Raw genomic sequence first — 20,412 nt, forward strand, 5'->3', positions numbered from 1 at the left:
GGATTGTCATGAATAAGAAAATCAACGGCGTACTGACCGCCATCGTCACCACCTTCGACCGTGAAGGTGCCTTTGATCCGGTAAGACAGCGTGAGCAGGTCAGACGTCAGATCAACGCCGGAAACGGCATCTTCTGTGGCGGCACCAATGGCGAGTTCTTTGTGCTGAACGAGCAGGAGAAGATCGCCGTCACCACCACCTGCGTCGATGAGATCAACGGCCGCGCGCCTGTCGTGGCGCACATCGGCGAGATTTCGACCCGCGAAACGATCCGGCTCGGCAAACAGATTGCCCGCCTGGGCGTGGATGCCGTCTCGGCGATCACCCCATGGTTTGTGCCGCTGAAACAGCAGGAGCTGATCGACCACTATCAGCGCGTAGCGGACGCGCTGACGGTGCCGCTGTTCCTCTACAACATCCCGGCGCGAACCGGCAATACCCTGCAGCCAGAGACCGTTCGCACGCTGGCCGTGCACCCGAACATCATCGGTATTAAAGACTCCGCAGGCAGCTATGAAAGTCTGAGCGGATTTCTGCAGGCCACCGCCGACTGTGAGGGCTTTGATGTGCTGAACGGCCCTGACTCGCTGATTCATCAGGGATTTGTCGATGGCTGCTCCGCCTCCATTTCCGGGCTGGCAAACGTGGCACCGGAGGCGATTAACGCCATCTGGGCGCGCTTCAGTGCCGGTGACATTGCCGGTTCGCATCAGGCACAGGAGAACGTCACCGGCCTGCGCACTGCGCTGTACAGCATCGGTTTCTCACCGGCCGCCGTGAAAAAAGCGGTCAGCCTGCAGGGCTTTGAGGTGGGTGAAAGCCGCTATGCGGTGCAGTTCAGCGCCGACGAGCAGCAGCAGATCCGTCAAATCGTGAACCACTACCTGCAATAACGTCCATCGCCTTTGTACCCTATCGGTCAGATGAGAACGAACCTGATGGTCGCCATCTGCCAGAACAATCGAGGTCATGATGAAAGCATTTTCAACTGAGAGCACCTTACTGATCGTCGGCATGGTGGTCGCCTATATCCTGTTCACCACCTGGTTGACCTGGCGGCTGCGCAGTAAAACCAGCGGCGACTTCATGGAAGGCTCCCGCGCCATGCCCGCCTTTATCGTTGGCATTATGCTGATGTCAGAGTATATCGGGGCAAAATCGACCATTGGCACGGCGCAGGCAGCCTTTGAGGATGGCTTCGCCGCCTCCTGGTCGGTGATTGGCGCGGCGATTGGGTTCCCGCTGTTTGGCCTGATTCTGGTCAAACGCATCTACAACACCGGAAAAATCACGATCTCTGGTGCCATCGCCGAGAAATATGGCAGCTCAACCAAGAACATTATCTCGCTGATTATGATCTATGCGCTGCTGCTGGTGAACGTCGGGAACTACATCAGCGGTGCGGCGGCGATCTCCACCGTGCTGAAGATCGACCTGACGCAGGCGGCCTTTATCACCGCGGTGGTCAGCACCTTCTACTTTGCGTTTGGCGGCATGAAAGGCGTCGCCTGGGTTACGCTGCTGCACAGCGCCATCAAGTACATCGGGATTCTGATTATTCTCTATGTGGCACTGAAGATGACCGGCGGCGTGGCCCCGATGATCGAGAAAATGCCGGCGTTCTACTGGACGTGGGACGGTCACGTCGGGGCCAGTACCATTGTGGCCTGGCTGATCGGGACCGTGGGATCGATCTTCTGTACGCAGTTTGTGATCCAGGCGATCTCCTCCACCAAAGATGTGAAGTCCGCGAAGCGCGCTACCTGGGTCGCCTTCATCTTCTGCCTGCCAATCGGTCTGGCGATGGCGCTGATTGGCGTGGCGGCGAAGTTCGCGCATCCCGATATCAAGAGCCTCTATGCGCTGCCAGTGTTTCTGCAGGATATGTCACCGTGGCTGGCAGGCATTGTCACCACCTCGCTGGTGGCCTCGATTTTCGTCAGCGTCGGCACCGTTGCGCTGGCCATCGCCTCGCTGGTCGTCAAAGATTTTTACGTGCCTTATCGTAACCCGACGCCGGAGCGCGAATTTAAAGTGACGCGCTGGATCTCGATTGGCATCGGCTTCTTCCCGCTGCTGTTTGTCCTGTTCTTCCCGGAAGTGCTGAAGCTCTCGTTCTTTACCCGCGCGATTCGCCTGTCGATCACCGTGGTGGCGATTATGGCGTTCTATCTGCCGTGGTTTAAGAGCACGCGTGGAGCCAACGCCGGTCTGATTGGTGCCTGCGTGGTGACGTCCGTCTGGTTCCTGATGGGTAACCCGTTCGGTATCGACAATATGTATGTGGCGCTGATTACGCCGGCCATCATTATGGTGATTGACCGCTGTATACCGTCACGCCAGTCTCAGCCTCAACCGCAACACAATGCACAAAATAGTGGAGCCTAATATGACTCAGGAAACTGTCACCGCAGAACGCACCGGCCTGGTTGCGCCGCACCCGCAGGATAGCGCCCAGCAGATTGCGATGCTGCCCTCCTCCTGCCCGCAAAACCATGCGGCTAACCTGCTGCCGCTGCCCGATGGCGATCTGCTTTGCGTCTGGTTTGGTGGCACGCAGGAAGGGATTGCCGATATCTCAGTCTGGTGTTCCCGGCTGACAAAAGGCAGCGATCGCTGGAGTGACGCGCAGAAGCTTTCTGACGATCCGGGTCGCTCAGAACAGAATCCGGTGCTGTTTCTCGATCCCGACCAGGTACTGTGGCTGCTGTGGACGGCGCAGAAATCAGGTAATCAGGACACCGCGATCGTGCGCTATCGCCAGTCTCACGATATGGGCAAAAGCTGGGGCGAGATCAAAACCCTGCTGGATAAGCCCGGCACCTTTATTCGTCAGCCGATTGTCGTGCTGCCCAACGGCAACTGGCTGCTGCCGGTGTTTTACTGCCTGACGCAGCCCGGCGAAAAGTGGGTCGGCAGCTATGACGTCAGCGCGGTAAAAATCTCAGAAGATAAAGGCCAGAGCTGGCGCGACGTCAGCGTGCCTGACAGCACCGGCTGCGTTCATATGAACGTGACCCTGCTGGATGATGGCTCGCTGCTGGCACTCTACCGCAGTCGCTGGGCCGACCATATCTACCAGAGCCGCTCGTTTGATCAGGGTGAAAGCTGGAGTGCGCCCGAGCCGCTGTCGCTGCCCAACAATAACTCCTCCATTCAGGTCACGACGCTGCGCAACGGTCATCTGGCGCTGGTGTTCAATGCGATGAGCGCCGAAGGGGCCAGCGAGCGCCGGTTGTCGCTGTATGACGAAATTGAAGATGATGAAGAAGACGGTGACGTTGCGGTTGCCGCCGAGCCGGTGGTGCACAGCGGGCGCACCGCCTTCTGGGGCGCGCCACGAGCGCCAATGACGCTGGCGATCTCAACAGATGGCGGCAAAAGCTGGCCGCTGCAGCGCAATCTGGACGAGGGCGACGGCTACTGCATGACCAATAACTCTCAGCAGAAGTTAAACCGTGAGTTCTCTTATCCCAGCATCAAACAGGGCGTGAATGGCGAACTGCATATCGCCTACACCTGGTATCGCCAGGCGATCAAGTATGTGCGGGTCGGGGAGTCCTGGGTGCAGGGAGGTGACGCGTGATTGAAAAGATGGCGCTGGTGACCGGCGCAAGTTCCGGCATCGGTCAGGCGATTGTGGATCGCCTGCTGGATGAGGGCTGGCAGGTGATTGGCCTGAGCCGATCGGCGATAAACCGGTCAGACGCGGGCTGGCAGAGCCATCAGATCGATATCAGCGACAGTGCGGCATTGCAGGCTTTACTGGACAAACTGCCGGTGCCGCAGGCGGTGATCCATGCAGCGGGAATGATGCAGGCCGCGCCGCTCGGGGAGCTGGATCTGAACGCCAGCACACGCCTGTGGCAACTGCATGTTGCCGTCGCAGAACAGCTGGCCAATCATTTTGCGCCCCGGATGAGCGCGGGCGGCAGAATCGTGCTGCTGGGCAGTCGCACGTCAGGTGGAGCGTCGGGCCGCAGTCAGTATGTGGCCACCAAATCGGCGATGATCGGCATGGTGCGCAGCTGGGCGGCAGAGCTGGCACCGCGCGGCATTACAGTCAATATCGTGGCGCCAGGTGCCACCGAAACGCCGATGCTGCAACAGCCGGGCCGGGCCAGTTCCCCGCCCCGTCTGCCACCGATAGGCCGCTATATTCAGCCGCAGGAAGTCGCCGGGCTGGTCGGGTTCCTGCTTTCGCCTGCAGCCGCGGCAATCACCGGTCAGCAACTGGTGATGTGCGGCGGTGCGTCGCTGAGTTAATGAACAGGCCGGGCGACTCGGGTGGCCCGGCCTGTATCAGCGTAAAAATTACCGTACGGGTTTACCGTACTGGTTCACAAACTGGCGGTAAGCAGCGATCACCAGCTGAAAATCTTCAATGCCGCAGAAGGAGAGGCTCTCTTCGTCGTAGTAGTTCATCCCCTCTTCCATTCCGTCATCTTCCAGTGCCAGCAGATTGGCGCGAATCATTACCTCTTCCTCATCCAGCAGGATGGTGTACTCGCTGCCGATGCGCTGCCACTGACGCACGCTGCCTTTGACGTCTTCGATTGCGGCTTCCACTTCATCCAGCAATCCTGGATCGTTTTTCACCTCTTCGTTGAACCAGTGGCCGACCGCTTCATGATCCATCGACATACGAACCTTAATCTGTCCGGTCACATCGCGTAAAAATTCATATTCCATCGCCCGTTCCTCTTAACGTCATCGCGTCACTAAATGAGTGTCAGCGCTGCCTACGCGGCATAGTGTGACACGTCGCGCATTATTACAGGCTGTCTGGCGAAATCCAGCTTTTGATCGAACCGCCCTCAATGCACAGACATAAAAAAGGGGCGAATCATCGCCCCTTAGTCATGACTGCCAGGTGAAGAATCAGACCGCGGTCTGGAAAATCACGCCGTCAGCTTTATCGGTGTACTGCGCCAGTTGGTCGAAGTTGAGATAGCGATAGGTGTCGCTGGCCGTTTTATCGACCTGCGCCATAAATTGCTGATACTCATCCGGCGTTGGCAGACGGCCTAACAGTGAAGCCACTGCCGCCAGCTCTGCAGATGCCAGGTAGACGTTAGCGCCGGTACCCAGACGGTTCGGGAAGTTACGGGTCGAGGTAGAAACCACCGTCGAACCATCAGCCACACGTGCCTGGTTACCCATGCAGAGTGAACAGCCCGGGATCTCAATACGCGCACCGCTTTTACCGAATACGCTGTAGTAGCCCTCTTCGGTCAGCTGTGCCGCATCCATCTTGGTTGGCGGAGCCACCCACAGACGGGTTGGCAGTTGGCCTTTGTGGCTATCCAGCAGTTTACCGGCGGCACGGAAGTGACCAATGTTGGTCATGCACGAGCCGATAAACACTTCGTCGATCTTCTCGCCCTGAACGTCAGAGAGCAGACGGGCATCGTCCGGATCGTTTGGCGCACACAGGATCGGCTCTTTAATGTCAGCCAGATCGATTTCGATTACGGCGGCATATTCAGCATCCGCATCCGGCTCAAGCAGCTGAGGATCGGCCAGCCATTTCTCCATGCTTTCAACGCGACGCTCCAGCGTACGACGATCGCCGTAGCCTTCTGCGATCATCCACTTCAGCAGCACGATGTTGGAGTTCAGGTATTCGATAATCGGCGCTTTATCCAGCTTGATGGTACAGCCCGCAGCGGAACGCTCGGCTGACGCATCGGACAGCTCAAACGCCTGCTCGACTTTCAGATCCGGCAGACCTTCAATCTCAAGGATGCGGCCAGAGAAGATGTTTTTCTTACCTTTCTTCTCAACGGTCAGCAGACCCTGCTTGATAGCATACAGCGGAATGGCGTGAACCAGATCGCGCAGGGTAATACCTGGCTCCATCTTACCCTTGAAGCGCACCAGTACTGATTCCGGCATGTCGAGCGGCATGACGCCCGTCGCTGCCGCAAACGCCACCAGGCCTGAACCCGCCGGGAAAGAGATGCCGATAGGGAAACGGGTATGCGAGTCACCACCGGTGCCCACGGTATCCGGCAGCAGCATACGGTTCAGCCAGCTGTGGATAATGCCGTCGCCCGGACGCAGTGAGACACCGCCACGGTTCATAATGAAGTCTGGCAGCGTATGGTGCGTGTTCACATCCACCGGCTTAGGGTACGCAGCGGTGTGACAGAAGGACTGCATTACCAGATCGGTCGAGAAGCCCAGGCAAGCCAGATCTTTCAGCTCATCACGGGTCATCGGACCGGTCGTATCCTGCGAGCCAACCGAGGTCATCTTCGGTTCACAATAGGCACCCGGACGAATACCGGCGACGCCACAGGCACGGCCAACCATTTTCTGCGCCAGTGAGAAACCACGGGTGCTCTCCGCGACATCTTTCGCCTGACGGAATACGGTGCTGTGCGGCAGACCCAGCGATTCGCGCGCTTTAGTGGTCAGGCCGCGACCGATGATCAGCGGAATACGGCCACCGGCGCGGACTTCGTCAATCAGCACTTCGGTTTTAAGTTCGAAGCTGGCCAGCAGGTCGTTGGTTTCGTGGTTGCGAACTTCGCCTTTGAACGGATAGATGTCGATGACATCGCCCATGTTCAGGTCATTGACGTCCACTTCAATCGGCAGTGCGCCCGCATCTTCCATGGTGTTGAAGAAGATGGGTGCAATTTTGCTGCCCAGCACCACGCCGCCGCCTTTTTTATTCGGCACGTTCGGGATGTCGTCGCCCATAAACCACAGCACCGAGTTGGTGGCGGATTTACGTGAAGAACCGGTTCCGACAACGTCACCGACATACGCCAGCGGGAAGCCTTTGGTCTTCAGTGCTTCGATCTGTTTGATCGGGCCGATATTGCCCGCTTCATCCGGCTCAATACCTTCACGGGCATTTTTCAGCATCGCCAGGGCGTGCAGCGGGATGTCAGGACGTGACCAGGCATCCGGGGCCGGAGAGAGGTCGTCGGTGTTGGTTTCGCCAGTGACTTTGAACACCGTAACGGTGATTTTCTCAGCCAGCTCAGGACGTGCCAGATACCATTCCGCATCTGCCCAGGACTGCATCACCTGTTTCGCGTATTCATTACCCGCTTTCGCTTTCTCTTCGACATCATAGAAGTTGTCGAACATCAGCAGCGTGTGTGAAAGGGCTTTCGCCGCGATGGGCGCCAGTTTGCTATCGTCCAGCGCGTCAATCAGCGGATGAATATTGTAACCGCCCTGCATGGTGCCGAGCAGTTCAACCGCTTTTTCAGGAGATATCAGAGGAGAGGTTGCTTCGCCTTTGGCGACAGCCGCCAGGAAACCGGCTTTAACATACGCCGCTTCATCGACGCCAGGTGGGACTCGGTTGACCAATAAATCGGTCAGAAATTCTTCTTCACCCGCAGGTGGATTTTTCAGCAGTTCAACCAGCGCGGCCATCTGGGAAGCCTCTAAAGGCTTAGGTACAATTCCCTGGGCAGCACGCTCGGCAACGTGCTTACGGTATTCTTCTAGCACGACGTTATCCTCGCTCTCATTATGTAGGGCTTTCCGACCACCTTGCTCACTTATGGAGAACACACTTCCCTTTCTCGTCCAGGTTGAGGTGCCCGGTTTCGCGGAGGGCAGAATAGCAGGATTTCGTCTGTTTGTTAATCTGTTTACAAAAATACAACATAATCCACTGCGCCCGTTCTGCCCGCTTATACTCCCGCATCAGCCAGCTAAGCTGGCTAATCGGGTCACTCTGCAGCGTACCGCATCTCAGAGTAAAAACGGCAGGATTATGTCAGCGTTGGCGCAGTTTTAGTGAGGTGATTCAGGGGAATAGATAACTGGCAGGAATAGAAGTGAACGGTCCTCCGGGTTACCGCAGAGGCGAATGCAGGCGGATAGCAACACCAGGCCGGAGATAAGCCTGGTGTCATTGGCGCCTGAGACGATTACAGCGTGGTTTTCATTTCCCGCAGTGATACCGGCCAGTCACCCGGCCAGACGTAGTGATCTTTCAGAATCCGCGCGCTGTAGTCGAGACAGATTTTCACCGGCAGGTTGGGATAGATTCGCTCCATCTCCTGTACCAGCTCTTCGCTGTTTTTGACCTTGTGCAGCGTCTTAATGAAATCGTTGATATAGGTGCGGGTAAAGCCTATTGCTGAGGGGCTGAGCGATGGCGTCGTTCGCGAATGGCCAGGGATCAGGACTTTCGGCGCCAGCGCTTCGAGTTTATCCAGACTTTCCATCCATTTCGCCATGCGTTCCGGCGTGCGCATATCGGCAATCCATACATGTGCATCCGCGAAGACCACATCGGAGGCGATCAATGTTTTCGTCGAGGGGATCCAGAGCGGTGTCACCCGGATGCAATCGCCACTGAGATCGCTCAGGATTTTAATCTCCTGCCCTTCCAGCCAGATCCTATCCTCTTCCAGTTCGGTGATCGCAAACTTAGTGCGGGCACCGTTCTCTTTTAAAACCTGCTTACCCCAGTAATCAATTTTGAAGTCAAAGGCGTCATTAACATCTTCGGCGACCTGCTTATAAGAGAGAATGTCAGCAGCCGGAAAGACCGATTTAATCACTTCAAGTCCCAGAAAATGATCGGGATGCAGATGGGTAATAAAGATGCGTTTCAGGTCGAGACCGGTTTCGATAATCTCAGCGACTAACCGATGCGCATTCGCCAGCGTGAACTGGGCATCGACTAACATCGCCTCTTTCTCACCCATGATAATGGTGGAACTGACACCGAAGCCGTCGTGCTGGTCACTGCTGATAAAAACCTTCGTCGATAAATCCATTTTTCGTCCTCATACGTTACACATCAGAAGCTACACGTCAGAAACAACTAAGCAGAAGAGGTCATGATGACCTCTTCTGTTCACTCTTAATTTTTCAGGTTTTCCGGAAAATTGGCGGGCAGCTGATCAGGCGGGCAGTCAATCACGCTTTCGTTGTTTTCACCCACATCACGAATCACGGTCAGCGTCGCGAACTCATCAATCACTTCAGTTGGATAAGCCGGACCCGCTTCGCGGAATTTCGCCATCTCTTCCAGGTGATCATTCTGGAAGCAGACGGTTTTTTCCGGATTGTTCATAATCCAGCGTGGGAAGAAGATGGTGCCGTGGAAAATTTTATCCGCCAGATTAACGGCCAGGCTGACATCAGTGCCGGTTGGTTCAGTCCAGGAGACTTTATAGACATCCTGCGCCAGGCGAACCACATAAACATGCTGATTTTTAACCCAGCGATTGCCGACCATACCACTGTGAATGCGATAGTCGATGGTGCTGGCATTTTTAATGTAGAGCTCGTAGTTCCAGCCGTTGTCATAGGTATAAACCAGATGTTTGCCAACGATGCCAGACAGGTCATGTTTATCAAAAGTGCTCATGATTAATTCCTCATTTGTTTTCCTTGAGGTGATTATTGCGCGTTACAAAAGCGATGAATAACGCTATTTTTAGCACTAAATTATTCAATTTTTAGATGGGTTACCATGTACAAAGCAACGCTGGAACAGTGGTATCTGCTCGACGCCGTCGTAAAGGAAGGGAGTTTTGCGCTGGCAGCGGAGAAGAATAATCGCAGCCAGTCCTCATTGAGCTATCAGTTGAGTCTGCTTCAACAACGGCTCGACATGGAACTGCTGGAGCAGGTGGGACGCCGTGCCGTCCTGAGTGCTGAAGGACATCAGTTACTTGCGCAGGTGCGTCCACTGCTGGAAGGATTTAGCGCGCTTGAAGCTAAGGCCAGTGCCCTGCGACGAGGTGAACGTTCGCGTATTGATTTAATGGTAGATGCTACCTTTCCAAAACCTCTGCTGTTTGATGTGCTCAATATATTTCAGCAACGCTATCCACATGTGCGCATCTGGTTCAGCGAAATTGTCCGCAGCGAAACACCAGACAGGCTGGCTGAACAACAGGCCGATCTCTGGCTGGTGGCGCAATACGGTGATACCCCTTTAGCGGGCGAAAGCCTGATGAGTGTCGATTTCGTCGCCGTTGCCCATCGCGATCACCCGCTGCACAGTGAACCTGCCCCGCTTAATGCTGCCACACTGGCGCGCTGGCCCTGCATTACCATTCTGGATCGCCAGCAACAGCAGCAGTCAGAGGTGAGTGGCAATCAGGCAGAAAACTGGTCATTCACTACCCTGTCGGCAGCGATTGAAGCGGTCCAGCACCAGCTAGGCTATGGCTGGCTGCCGGAACAAAATATCGCCAGCCTCTTAAAGAGCGGTGAACTCCGTCCCCTGCCGCTGCTTCAGGGCCGCCGACGCAGTAGTACGCTGGTGATGTACATCAATGAAGAGAGACTGCCCGGCAATAGCGCCATTGCTGAACTGGCGCAGATGTTTATGGAACGGGTGGCAGCGTGGGAGGTGCGCCGCTGAACGTAAATGTAAAGGCACGCACACAGCAGCTCTTTCTGGCCGCTCGCTCCTTATAACCCCGCTATTTCGCTAGCTCTCATCATTTCCTTTCGCTAAACTGCGGGGCTGGATTCCTCCCAGCATAAATTGCGCAGAGTAACCCATGACCCGCAAATTCAAGCCTTTCACCTCCCTTTCCCGCCGCCACCGTCGCACGCGTGTTCAGCACATCAAAAATCTTATCCATCGCGAGCGTGAGCGCTGCGGTGGTTTACATTACGATGATTGTGATTCTGAAAACGCAGAGGCTATTGCGGCGGGCTGGGTCTGGACCTGGAGTGATGTTCTTTTCCTGGATGATCAAGATCCCACCATCTACTGGAACGCCGAGATCGTTACTGCTGATGTCGCTCGCATGGATATCATCGAAAACCGGGTACTCAATGAAGCCACTGCAATGCTTGACCATACCCAACTGGAGGATGAATTCCGTTTAGAGACAGTGTCCAACTATGACGCGAAAGGAAAGATTGTCAGCTATAAGCAGGTAAAACGCACCCGCGTTGCTTATCCCCAGTTCGGCGGGATGACATATCATGATTACATTAACAAGCGCATGGCAGATATTCTCCGCGACACCCCACCCGTAATCACCCCTGGTTATCGCATCCAACATGGCTATCGTAGTGGTATTGGTCTGCAAATTATCGTCGCAGAGTCAGAGCTGACGCGTGAAGTCATCGATAATGCCATCCGCACATTTCTCGCAGGTAACATGCCTTCTCTTAAATCTATATAGCCGTTCTGATGCCCCACCTCCCCTGCCGGGCTTTTTGACACACCGCCTCGCACATCAGGGGTTAACGGCTTACCGTCATTGCTAGTCCGGCAGCACAAAGGCTGAATATCAGTAATATTGAAGTGCGATTCCGGGCGATTTTCCCTCGGCCTAACGTGTCTGTCAGAGGAATGAATGGCAGAATCTACTGACGCTTATGATCAAAATGACAGACCAAAAAAAAGCCCCCATAGCGGGAGCTTTCTCTTTGCAGCAGCAGAAACTTACTTCTTCTTCGCTTTCGCGTTAGGCAGATCGGTGATGCTGCCTTCGAAGATTTCTGCAGCCAGACCGACTGACTCATGCAGAGTTGGGTGAGCGTGGATGGTCAGCGCGATATCTTCCGCATCACAACCCATCTCAATAGCCAGACCGATTTCGCCTAACAGCTCGCCGCCGTTAGTACCGACAATCGCGCCACCGATAATACGGTGCGTCTCTTTGTCGAAAATCAGCTTGGTCATGCCGTCTGCACAATCAGAAGCGATAGCACGGCCAGAGGCAGCCCACGGGAAGGTGGAGGTCTCGTAGCTGATGCCCTTCTCTTTCGCTTCTTTCTCGGTCAGACCGACCCAGGCAACTTCTGGCTCAGTATAGGCAATTGAAGGGATCACTTTCGGATCGAAGTAGTGCTTCAGACCAGAGATCACTTCAGCCGCTACGTGGCCTTCATGCACGCCTTTGTGCGCCAGCATTGGCTGACCGACGATGTCGCCGATAGCATAGATGTGTGGCACGTTGGTACGCATCTGTTTGTCGACGCGGATGAAGCCGCGATCGTCCACTTCCACGCCCGCTTTACCGGCATCCAGACCTTTACCGTTCGGCACACGACCGATAGCAACCAGCACCGCGTCATAACGCTGCGCTTCGCCTGGTGCTTTTTTACCTTCCATTGAAACGTAAATGCCATCGTCTTTTGCTTCAACGGCGGTCACTTTGGTTTCCAGCATCAGGTTAAATTTCTTGCTAATTTTTTTGGTAAAGACTTTCACCACGTCTTTATCCGCAGCCGGGATAACCTGGTCGAACATCTCAACCACATCGATCTCTGAACCCAGCGCGTGATATACCGTCGCCATTTCCAGACCGATGATGCCGCCGCCCATGACCAGCAGACGCTTCGGAACTTCTTTCAGTTCCAGCGCATCGGTAGAGTCCCAGACGCGTGGATCTTCATGTGGAATGAATGGCAGTTCGATTGGGCGTGAACCCGCAGCGATGATGGCGTTATCGAAGTTGATGGTGGTCGCGCCGCCTTCTCCTTCAACCACCAGGGTGTTAGCACCGGTGAATTTGCCCAGACCATTCACCACGGTGACTTTACGACCTTTTGCCATACCTGACAGGCCGCCAGTCAACTGGTTGATAACCTTTTCTTTCCAGCTGCGAATCTTGTTGATATCAGTAGATGGCTGGCCAAACACAATGCCGTGCTCTTCAAGGGCTTTCGCCTCTTCAATCACTTTAGCAACGTGCAGCAGCGCTTTAGATGGGATACAACCGACGTTCAGACAAACACCACCGAGGGTGCTGTAACGCTCTACCAGTACGGTTTCCAGACCTAAATCCGCACAACGGAAGGCTGCAGAGTAACCTGCAGGACCTGCCCCAAGTACCACGACCTGGGTTTTAATCTCTGTACTCATCATGACCTCTTAATTGATATCCGGCGGGTCAGACGTTCTTATAATGCCCTTGTTCCACCGGGACTTTCACCGCAAGAGTTTACAGAATTGTTAACAAACTGCCAACAGCGGCGCGACGAATCGTTAAAGGAAGGCCGGCATCCGCCGGCCTTCTTCACATTTACATAACTAAACGACGAATGTCAGACAACATATTGCCGATAATGGTGATGAATCGCGCACCATCAGCACCGTCGATCACGCGGTGGTCGAAGGAGAGAGAAATCGGCATCATCAGACGCGGCGTAAACTCTTTACCATTCCACACCGGCTCCATCGCCGATTTAGAGACACCCAGGATAGCCACTTCCGGCGCGTTAACGATCGGCGCGAAGTGTGTGGTGCCCAAGCCGCCCAGGCTGGAGATGGTGAAACATCCGCCCTGCATGTCGCCCGCTGTCAGCTTACCGTCACGCGCTTTCTTCGAAATCGCCATCAGTTCACGCGACAGCTCGGTGATGCCCTTCTTGTTCACGTCTTTGAAGACCGGAACGACCAGGCCATTTGGCGTATCAACCGCCACACCGATGTTGATATATTTCTTCAGCGTCAGTTTCTGCGCATCTTCAGACAGCGAGCTGTTGAAGCGTGGCATCTGCTCAAGCGCCGCCGCGACCGCTTTCATGATGAACACGACAGGCGTGTACTTCACATCCAGCTTACGCTTCTCTGCTTCAGCATTCTGCTGCTTACGGAACGCTTCCAGATCGGTGATATCGGTTTTGTCGAAATGCGTAACGTGCGGGATCATCACCCAGTTACGGCTCAGGTTCGCGCCAGAAATTTTCTGGATACGACCCAGTTCGACTTCTTCGATTTCGCCAAACTTACTGAAATCAACTTTCGGCCATGGCAGCATGCCCGGCAGACCACCGCCGCTTGCCGCAGCAGGTGCTGCTTCAGCGCGTTTCACGGCGTCTTTCACGTAAGTCTGCACGTCTTCTTTCAGAATGCGACCTTTACGGCCGGTGCCTTTGACTTTCGCCAGGTTAACACCGAACTCGCGCGCCAGGCGACGGATCACCGGAGTTGCGTGAACGTAAGCGTCGTTCTCTGCGAACTCGCCTTTGCTGTCGGCTTTGGCTGCTGGCGCCGCGGCGGCTGGCTTAGCATCAGATTTCGCAGCAGGCGCCGGAGCAGCTTCCTGTTTCGCAGCTGCAGGGGCGGCCGGAGCAGCACCTTCGACTTCGAACACCATAATCAATGAGCCGGTGCTGACTTTATCGCCGGTTGCGACTTTCAGCTCTTTGACTGTACCTGCAAACGGCGCAGGGACTTCCATTGAGGCTTTGTCGCCTTCAACCACGATCAGTGACTGCTCAGCGTCAACTTTGTCGCCAACTTTGACCAGGATCTCGGTAACTTCGACTTCATCACCGCCGATATCCGGCACGTTAACTTCTTTTGCGCCTGCAACAGCAGCGGGTGCCGATGCTGCTTCTTCTTTCACTTCTGGCTTCGCATCAGAGGCCGGTGCTGCGCCTTCTGCTTCAAAGACCATGATGGCTGATCCGGTGCTGACTTTGTCGCCGGTCGCAATGGTGATCTCTTTGACCACACCCGCGAACGGAGCCGGAACTTCCATTGAGGCTTTATCACCTTCCACCACAATCAGTGACTGCTCGGCTTCGACTTTGTCGCCAACCTTAACCAGAATCTCAGTGACTTCGACTTCGTCACCGCCGATATCCGGAACCGCCACTTCTTTGCTGGCAGTGGCCGCAGCAGCGGCTGGCGCTGGCGCCGCGTCCGCTTTTTTCTCTGCGGCCGGTGCTGGTGCTGCTTCAGCAGCACCTTCAGCATCAAACACCATGATCAGTGAGCCGGTCTCAACTTTGTCACCGGTAGAGATCTTAATCTCTTTCACTACGCCAGCCTGTGGCGACGGCACTTCCATTGAGGCTTTGTCGCCTTCCACGGTGATCAGCGACTGCTCGGCTTCCACCTTGTCGCCAACTTTCACCAGAATCTCGGTGACTTCAACTTCGTCAGACCCGATATCCGGTACCTTAATTTCGATAGCCATTACTCTATTACCTCTTAAGCCAGACGCGGGTTAACTTTATCGGCATCGATATTGAATTTGGTGATCGCATCGGCCACCACTTTCTTCTCGATCTCGCCGCGTTTAGCCAGCTCACCCAGCGCGGCAACCACCACATAAGATGCATCAACTTCGAAGTGATGACGCAGATTCTCACGGCTGTCAGAGCGACCAAAGCCATCAGTACCCAGTACGCGATAATCGCTGGCCGGGACATAGCTACGAACCTGTTCAGCAAACAGTTTCATATAGTCGGTTGAAGCAACAGCAGGTGCGTCGTTCATCACCTGAGCGATGTAAGGTACACGCGCTTCTTCAGTCGGATGCAGCATGTTCCAGCGCTCACAATCCTGGCCATCACGCGCCAGTTCGGTGAACGAGGTCACGCTGTAGACATCAGAGCCGATACCGTAATCTTTCGCCAGGATCTGCGCGGCTTCACGCACGTGACGCAGGATAGAACCTGAGCCCAGCAGCTGCACTTTACCTTTGCTGCCTTCTACCGTTTCCAGCTTGTAGATACCCTTGCGGATACCTTCTTCCACGCCCTGCGGCATGGCTGGCATATGGTAGTTTTCGTTCAGCGTGGTGATGTAGTAGTAAACATTCTCCTGCGCTTCGCCATACATACGCACCAGACCGTCATGCATGATGACAGCCACTTCATAAGCGTATGAAGGATCGTAAGAGATACAGTTCGGGATAGTCAGCGACTGAATGTGGCTGTGACCATCTTCATGCTGCAGACCTTCGCCGTTCAGCGTCGTACGACCGGAGGTGCCGCCGACCAGGAAGCCGCGTGCCTGCTGGTCGCCCGCCAGCCACATCAGATCGCCGATACGCTGGAAGCCGAACATAGAGTAATAGATGTAGAACGGAATCATCGGCAGATTGTTGGTGCTGTAAGAGGTCGCCGCAGCCAGCCAGGATGAACCTGCGCCCAGCTCATTGATCCCTTCCTGCAGAATCTGGCCTTTCTCGTCTTCTTTATAGTAAGCAACCTGCTCGCGGTCCTGCGGGGTGTACTGCTGACCGTTCGGGCTGTAGATACCAATCTGACGGAACAGACCTTCCATACCAAAGGTACGCGCTTCATCGGCGAGGATCGGAACCAGACGATCTTTGATCGACTTATTCTTCAGCATCACGTTCAGGGCACGCACAAAGGCGATGGTGGTCGAGATCTCTTTGTTCTGCTCATCCAGCAGCGCACTGAACTCTTCGAGTGCTGGCATTTCCAGCTTCTCAGTGAACTTCGGCTGACGCGTTGGCAGGTAGCCGCCTAATTTCTCGCGCTGACCGTGCAGATAAGCATGCTCTTCTGAGCCTTTCTCGAAGGTGACGTACGGCAGTTCTTCGATTTTATCGTCAGCAACCGGCACGTTGAAGCGATCACGGATATAGCGTACGCCATCCATGTTCATCTTCTTCACCTGGTGGGCAATGTTTTTGCCTTCCGCGGTGTCGCCCATACCATAACCTTTGATGGTATGCGCCAGGATCAGTACTGGCTTGCCTTTAGTGTCCTGCGCTTTTTTCAGTGCCGCATAGATTTTCTTCGGATCGTGGCCGCCACGGTTCAATGCCCAGATTTCATCATCGGACATATCTTTAACCAGCGCCGCGGTTTCCGGATACTTGCCGAAGAAGTGCTCACGCACATAGGCACCATCACGGGATTTGAAGGTCTGGTAGTCACCGTCAACGGTTTCGTTCATCAGCTGAATCAGCTTGCCGCTGGTATCTTTGCGCAGCAGCTCATCCCAGCGTCCGCCCCAGATGACCTTAATCACTTCCCAGCCAGCACCGGCAAAGATGCCTTCCAGCTCGTTGATGATCTTGCCATTACCGGTTACCGGGCCATCCAGACGCTGCAGGTTGCAGTTGATGATGAAGACCAGGTTATCCAGTTTTTCACGGGTGGCGATGGTGATCGCACCTTTAGATTCCGGCTCATCCATCTCGCCGTCACCCAGGAAGGCATAAACGGTCTGAGCAGAGGTGTCTTTCAGGCCACGGTGTTCCAGATACTTCAGGAACTTAGCCTGATAGATCGCTGACAATGGACCCAGACCCATTGATACGGTCGGGAACTGCCAGAATTCCGGCATTAATTTCGGGTGCGGATAAGAAGAGAGGCCTTTACCGTCAACTTCCTGACGGAAGTTGTTCATCTGATCTTCAGTCAGGCGACCTTCAAGAAACGCACGGGCATAGATGCCTGGAGAGATGTGGCCTTGGAAATAGACCAGATCGCCGCCATCCTTGTCACTGCGGGCGCGGAAGAAGTGGTTGAAGCACACTTCATAAATCGTCGCAGAAGACTGGAAGGAGGACATGTGACCACCGAGCTCCAGATCTTTCTTCGACGCGCGCAGCACCGACATGATGGCGTTCCAGCGGATTGCGGAACGGATACGACGTTCAAGAGAGGTGTTGCCCGGATAATCGGGTTCATCTTCAACGGCAATAGAGTTGATGTAGTTGCTGATTGCAGACGAACCTGCAGCCACTTTTACGCCGCCTTTGCGGGCTGCACCCAGTACCTGATCAATCAGATACTGTGCACGTTCAACACCTTCTTCACGGATGACCGATTCGATCGCCTGTAGCCAGTCACGAGTTTCAATCGGATCCACGTCATTGTGTAAACGTTCTGACATGGGTGTGTTCCTTATCTGTGTCTAATACGTTGAATAATCGGGAGCCTGTTAAAGCAGATGCAGGCAGCCTCGTCTGATGTCCGTACGATCTTTGTCGCACGTTATTCCTTACGTTGCTGTAAACGACGCAGGGAGCGTTCTCGACGGCTCTGCTCCCGACTTCTGTCCAGCAAGATTTCCTCTATGAACGCCAGGTGACGGTGTGAAGCCTCGCGCGCTTTTTCTGGCTCACGAGCCACAATCGCCTCAAAGATTCTGGCGCGGTGACCGCTCACTTTTGCCAGCATTTCCCGGCGCGAGTAGAGCAATTCGAAATTCTGACGTACGTTTTGTTCCAGCATAGGGCCCATTGAGCGTAGCAAATGTAAAAGCACAACATTATGGGCCGCTTCTGTGACAGCGATCTGATACTGCATCACTGCGTCCGCTTCGGCGTCTAAGTCGCCGCTGTCCTGCGCCTGCTGGATATGCACATGGCAGTCGCGAATGCGCAGCAGGTCTTCTTCCGTGCCGCGCAGAGCTGCGTAATAGGCCGCGATGCCTTCTAAGGCATGACGTGTTTCCAGCAGATCAAACTGTGATTCCGGATGGTCGGCGAGAAGCTCAACGAGTGGATCGCTCATGCTTTGCCAGAGATGCTCCTGTACGAATGTTCCGCCACCCTGTCGGCGCAGCAATAATCCTTTGGCTTCTAAGCGCTGGATCGCTTCGCGGAGAGATGGACGTGAGACATCGAATTGTTTAGCGAGTTCGCGCTCAGGGAGCAGCTTCTCTCCCGGACGCAGGGTCCCTTCCATAATCAGGGATTCGAGCTGTTGCTCGATAGCGTCGGAGAGCTTGGGTTGGCGAATCTTACTGTAAGCCATCATCCCTTCTTATTAAGCCAATCGTCCGGAGTAAATTGGTAATACCAATTGCAAAGAGGTGCCGGTAAAGTAACAAAGTATTCACCTTGTGTCTATATGGTGTCTGCGACATTCACCTCCCCCGCAAGCCTGTGCTGACGCTAACTCGCGGTTAAAAAAATGAAAAATCCCCGTTCCTGTAAATGTTAAATAAATGCACTTTTACCAAACCTTACACCCGCTCAGGGCCTGAGCGCAGCGGTAACCATAAGTGAAAGCTATTCGTCATTAACGGCATTTCATGGCAGAAGTTTGCGGGGTACAGACGTGACCGGGACGGCGTTTTTTCAGTCAACTCTCAGCACGAAAGGCGAAAGCAGGTGCAAAGCGATTCGCTTATCACTATTCTTGTCGCCAGGGTAGCAGATGGCAGCATTCAGCAGGCCAGATACCGTAAAATAATCAATACGTTATTGTAACTACTTCATTACAGCGGACTGCGCTGCGAACGAAGAATAAAAACATCACGAGGTTTGTATGGAACAACAGCAAGGCGAAGCGCTGAAACGTGGTCTTAAGAACCGCCATATTCAGCTCATCGCGCTGGGTGGTGCAGTGGGAACCGGGCTGTTTCTGGGCAGTGCATCGGTCATTGAATCCGCCGGACCGGCCGTTATTCTGGGCTATGCGATTGCCGGTTTTATTGCCTTTTTAATCATGCGTCAGCTGGGTGAAATGGTGGTGGAAGAGCCGGTCGCCGGCAGCTTCAGCCACTTCGCGTATAAATACTGGGGCAACTTTGCCGGCTTCGCCTCGGGCTGGAACTACTGGGTCCTTTACGTACTGGTTGCCATGGCGGAACTTACCGCCGTCGGTAAATATATCCAGTTCTGGTGGCCAGACTTTCCGACCTGGGCCTCAGCCGCCATCTTCTTCGTGATGATCAACGCCATCAACCTGACCAACGTGAAAGTGTTCGGTGAGATGGAGTTCTGGTTCGCCATTATTAAAGTGGTCGCGGTCATCGGCATGATCCTGTTTGGTGGCTGGCTGCTGTTCAGCGGTCACGCGGGTCCGCAGGCGACCGTGCGCAACCTGTGGGAACAGGGCGGCTTTTTCCCGCATGGCATCGGCGGTCTGGTCGCGGTCATGGCAATTATCATGTTCTCGTTCGGCGGACTGGAGCTGGTGGGTATCACCGCTGCAGAGGCTGACAACCCGGAAGTGAGCATTCCAAAAGCAACTAACCAGGTGCTGTGGCGTATCCTGATTTTCTACATTGGTTCACTGGCGGTGCTGCTGTCTCTGATGCCGTGGAGCCGTGTCACGTCAGAAGTCAGCCCGTTCGTCTTTATTTTCCACGAGCTGGGCGATGCCATGGTGGCGAATGCGCTGAACGTGGTGATCCTGACGGCGGCCCTGTCGGTCTATAACAGCTGCGTTTACTGCAACAGCCGCATGCTGTTTGGTCTGGCACAGCAGGGCAATGCGCCGAAAGCGCTGCTGAAAGTCGATCGTCGCGGTGTGCCGGTCTTAACCATTCTGGTCTCGGCTGTAGCCACTGCGCTGTGCGTGCTGATCAACTACCTGATGCCGGGTGAAGCATTTGGCCTGCTGATGTCGCTGGTCGTCTCCGCGCTGGTGATTAACTGGGCGATGATCAGCCTGGCGCACCTCAAGTTCCGTCGTAAGAAAGATCAGCAGGGCGTCACCACCCGCTTCAAAGCGCTGCTCTATCCGGCGGGTAACTGGATTTGCCTGGTCTTCCTGGCGGCGATTCTGGTGTTGATGGCGACCACGCCGGGCATGGCGATCTCTGTCTGGCTGATCCCGGTCTGGCTGGTCATTCTGGGTATTGGTTACTTTATCAAGAACCAGACGCAAAAGGCCTGATGCTTTATCGCGTACTGCAACCTCCTGTGGGAGGTTGCAGTACGTCACCCGCGTTCCCCTGCCCCTCTTCAGCCCCGATCCAGTTCACACTTCTCTTCC

General features: G+C 54.8%; 15 protein-coding genes. 7 read left to right on the forward strand and 8 right to left on the reverse strand.

Features of this window, described 5'->3' with window-relative positions:
- Positions 1–8 precede the first annotated feature (8 nt).
- The 4 genes from IV493_RS14545 (at position 9) to IV493_RS14560 (ending at position 4,266) form a co-directional block, all read left to right on the forward strand.
- The gene (locus tag IV493_RS14545) at positions 9–893 is read left to right on the forward strand and encodes a dihydrodipicolinate synthase family protein (RefSeq protein ID WP_195857341.1); all 885 of its coding nucleotides are present in this window, start codon (positions 9–11) and stop codon (positions 891–893) included.
- A gap of 79 nt (positions 894–972) precedes the next feature.
- On the forward strand, positions 973–2,388 hold the full coding sequence (locus IV493_RS14550; RefSeq protein ID WP_013356800.1) for a sodium:solute symporter family protein: 1,416 nt from the start codon (positions 973–975) through the stop codon (positions 2,386–2,388).
- A gap of 1 nt (position 2,389) precedes the next feature.
- A complete protein-coding gene (locus IV493_RS14555; protein WP_008925597.1) occupies positions 2,390–3,586 on the forward strand; it encodes an exo-alpha-sialidase in 1,197 nt (398 codons plus the stop codon).
- An 8-nt stretch (positions 3,587–3,594) separates the two neighbouring features.
- Entirely contained in the window at positions 3,595–4,266 is a 672-nt protein-coding gene (locus IV493_RS14560; protein ID WP_195858187.1) for an SDR family NAD(P)-dependent oxidoreductase, read from the forward strand.
- A 48-nt stretch (positions 4,267–4,314) separates the two neighbouring features.
- On the opposite strand, the gene yacL is transcribed toward IV493_RS14560, so the two are convergent.
- The 4 genes from yacL to IV493_RS14580 form a co-directional block, all read right to left on the reverse strand.
- Positions 4,315–4,692 (reverse strand): protein YacL, encoded by a 378-nt coding sequence (yacL, locus tag IV493_RS14565; protein WP_013356797.1) that lies wholly within the window; start codon positions 4,690–4,692, stop codon positions 4,315–4,317.
- A gap of 189 nt (positions 4,693–4,881) precedes the next feature.
- Positions 4,882–7,479 carry a bifunctional aconitate hydratase 2/2-methylisocitrate dehydratase gene (gene acnB, locus IV493_RS14570; protein ID WP_095706188.1) on the reverse strand — a complete coding sequence of 866 codons (2,598 nt, stop codon included), beginning with the start codon at positions 7,477–7,479 and terminating at the stop codon, positions 4,882–4,884.
- A gap of 425 nt (positions 7,480–7,904) precedes the next feature.
- Positions 7,905–8,762, reverse strand: a complete 858-nt coding sequence (locus IV493_RS14575) for an MBL fold metallo-hydrolase (protein WP_195857342.1) — start codon at positions 8,760–8,762, stop codon at positions 7,905–7,907.
- A gap of 86 nt (positions 8,763–8,848) precedes the next feature.
- Positions 8,849–9,358 (reverse strand): phenolic acid decarboxylase, encoded by a 510-nt coding sequence (locus IV493_RS14580; protein ID WP_195857343.1) that lies wholly within the window; start codon positions 9,356–9,358, stop codon positions 8,849–8,851.
- A 105-nt stretch (positions 9,359–9,463) separates the two neighbouring features.
- Between IV493_RS14580 and IV493_RS14585 the strand changes: the two genes are divergently transcribed.
- Positions 9,464–10,363 (forward strand): LysR family transcriptional regulator, encoded by a 900-nt coding sequence (locus tag IV493_RS14585; RefSeq protein ID WP_147789401.1) that lies wholly within the window; start codon positions 9,464–9,466, stop codon positions 10,361–10,363.
- A 142-nt stretch (positions 10,364–10,505) separates the two neighbouring features.
- Positions 10,506–11,141: a hypothetical protein gene (locus IV493_RS14590; RefSeq protein WP_195857344.1), complete on the forward strand. Its 636-nt coding sequence runs from the start codon at positions 10,506–10,508 to the stop codon at positions 11,139–11,141.
- A 263-nt stretch (positions 11,142–11,404) separates the two neighbouring features.
- On the opposite strand, the gene lpdA is transcribed toward IV493_RS14590, so the two are convergent.
- The 4 genes from lpdA to pdhR all read right to left on the reverse strand — a co-directional run bounded on the left by lpdA (position 11,405) and on the right by pdhR (position 18,441).
- A complete protein-coding gene (gene lpdA, locus IV493_RS14595) occupies positions 11,405–12,829 on the reverse strand; it encodes a dihydrolipoyl dehydrogenase (protein ID WP_010253950.1) in 1,425 nt (474 codons plus the stop codon).
- Between the two features lie 160 nt (positions 12,830–12,989).
- On the reverse strand, positions 12,990–14,894 hold the full coding sequence (gene aceF, locus IV493_RS14600) for a pyruvate dehydrogenase complex dihydrolipoyllysine-residue acetyltransferase (RefSeq protein ID WP_195857345.1): 1,905 nt from the start codon (positions 14,892–14,894) through the stop codon (positions 12,990–12,992).
- 14 nt (positions 14,895–14,908) lie between these two features.
- Complete coding sequence (gene aceE, locus IV493_RS14605; RefSeq protein WP_013356789.1) at positions 14,909–17,575, reverse strand: pyruvate dehydrogenase (acetyl-transferring), homodimeric type; 2,667 nt, start codon at positions 17,573–17,575, stop codon at positions 14,909–14,911.
- 101 nt (positions 17,576–17,676) lie between these two features.
- Positions 17,677–18,441, reverse strand: coding sequence for a pyruvate dehydrogenase complex transcriptional repressor PdhR (pdhR, locus tag IV493_RS14610; protein ID WP_033781878.1), 765 nt, complete (start codon positions 18,439–18,441; stop codon positions 17,677–17,679).
- 516 nt (positions 18,442–18,957) lie between these two features.
- On the opposite strand from pdhR, the gene aroP reads away from it, so the two are divergent.
- Positions 18,958–20,313 carry an aromatic amino acid transporter AroP gene (aroP, locus tag IV493_RS14615; protein WP_013356787.1) on the forward strand — a complete coding sequence of 452 codons (1,356 nt, stop codon included), beginning with the start codon at positions 18,958–18,960 and terminating at the stop codon, positions 20,311–20,313.
- Positions 20,314–20,412 lie beyond the last annotated feature (99 nt).

Origin of the sequence: Pantoea sp. SM3640 (assembly GCF_015654165.1) — a bacterium.
Lineage (GTDB): Bacteria > Pseudomonadota > Gammaproteobacteria > Enterobacterales > Enterobacteriaceae > Pantoea > Pantoea vagans.

Bases quoted from the DNA above. Each gene is read 5' to 3' on its own strand.
- IV493_RS14580 (WP_195857343.1), bottom strand. From the start codon at position 9,358: ATGAGCACTTTTGATAAACATGACCTGTCTGGCATCGTTGGCAAACAT.
- IV493_RS14545 (WP_195857341.1), top strand. From the start codon at position 9: ATGAATAAGAAAATCAACGGCGTACTGACCGCCATCGTCACCACCTTC.
- aceF (WP_195857345.1), bottom strand. From the start codon at position 14,894: ATGGCTATCGAAATTAAGGTACCGGATATCGGGTCTGACGAAGTTGAA.
- IV493_RS14550 (WP_013356800.1), top strand. From the start codon at position 973: ATGAAAGCATTTTCAACTGAGAGCACCTTACTGATCGTCGGCATGGTG.
- IV493_RS14560 (WP_195858187.1), top strand. From the start codon at position 3,595: ATGGCGCTGGTGACCGGCGCAAGTTCCGGCATCGGTCAGGCGATTGTG.
- yacL (WP_013356797.1), bottom strand. From the start codon at position 4,692: ATGGAATATGAATTTTTACGCGATGTGACCGGACAGATTAAGGTTCGT.
- IV493_RS14575 (WP_195857342.1), bottom strand. From the start codon at position 8,762: ATGGATTTATCGACGAAGGTTTTTATCAGCAGTGACCAGCACGACGGC.
- pdhR (WP_033781878.1), bottom strand. From the start codon at position 18,441: ATGGCTTACAGTAAGATTCGCCAACCCAAGCTCTCCGACGCTATCGAG.
- aroP (WP_013356787.1), top strand. From the start codon at position 18,958: ATGGAACAACAGCAAGGCGAAGCGCTGAAACGTGGTCTTAAGAACCGC.
- aceE (WP_013356789.1), bottom strand. From the start codon at position 17,575: ATGTCAGAACGTTTACACAATGACGTGGATCCGATTGAAACTCGTGAC.
- lpdA (WP_010253950.1), bottom strand. From the start codon at position 12,829: ATGAGTACAGAGATTAAAACCCAGGTCGTGGTACTTGGGGCAGGTCCT.
- IV493_RS14590 (WP_195857344.1), top strand. From the start codon at position 10,506: ATGACCCGCAAATTCAAGCCTTTCACCTCCCTTTCCCGCCGCCACCGT.
- IV493_RS14585 (WP_147789401.1), top strand. From the start codon at position 9,464: ATGTACAAAGCAACGCTGGAACAGTGGTATCTGCTCGACGCCGTCGTA.
- IV493_RS14555 (WP_008925597.1), top strand. From the start codon at position 2,390: ATGACTCAGGAAACTGTCACCGCAGAACGCACCGGCCTGGTTGCGCCG.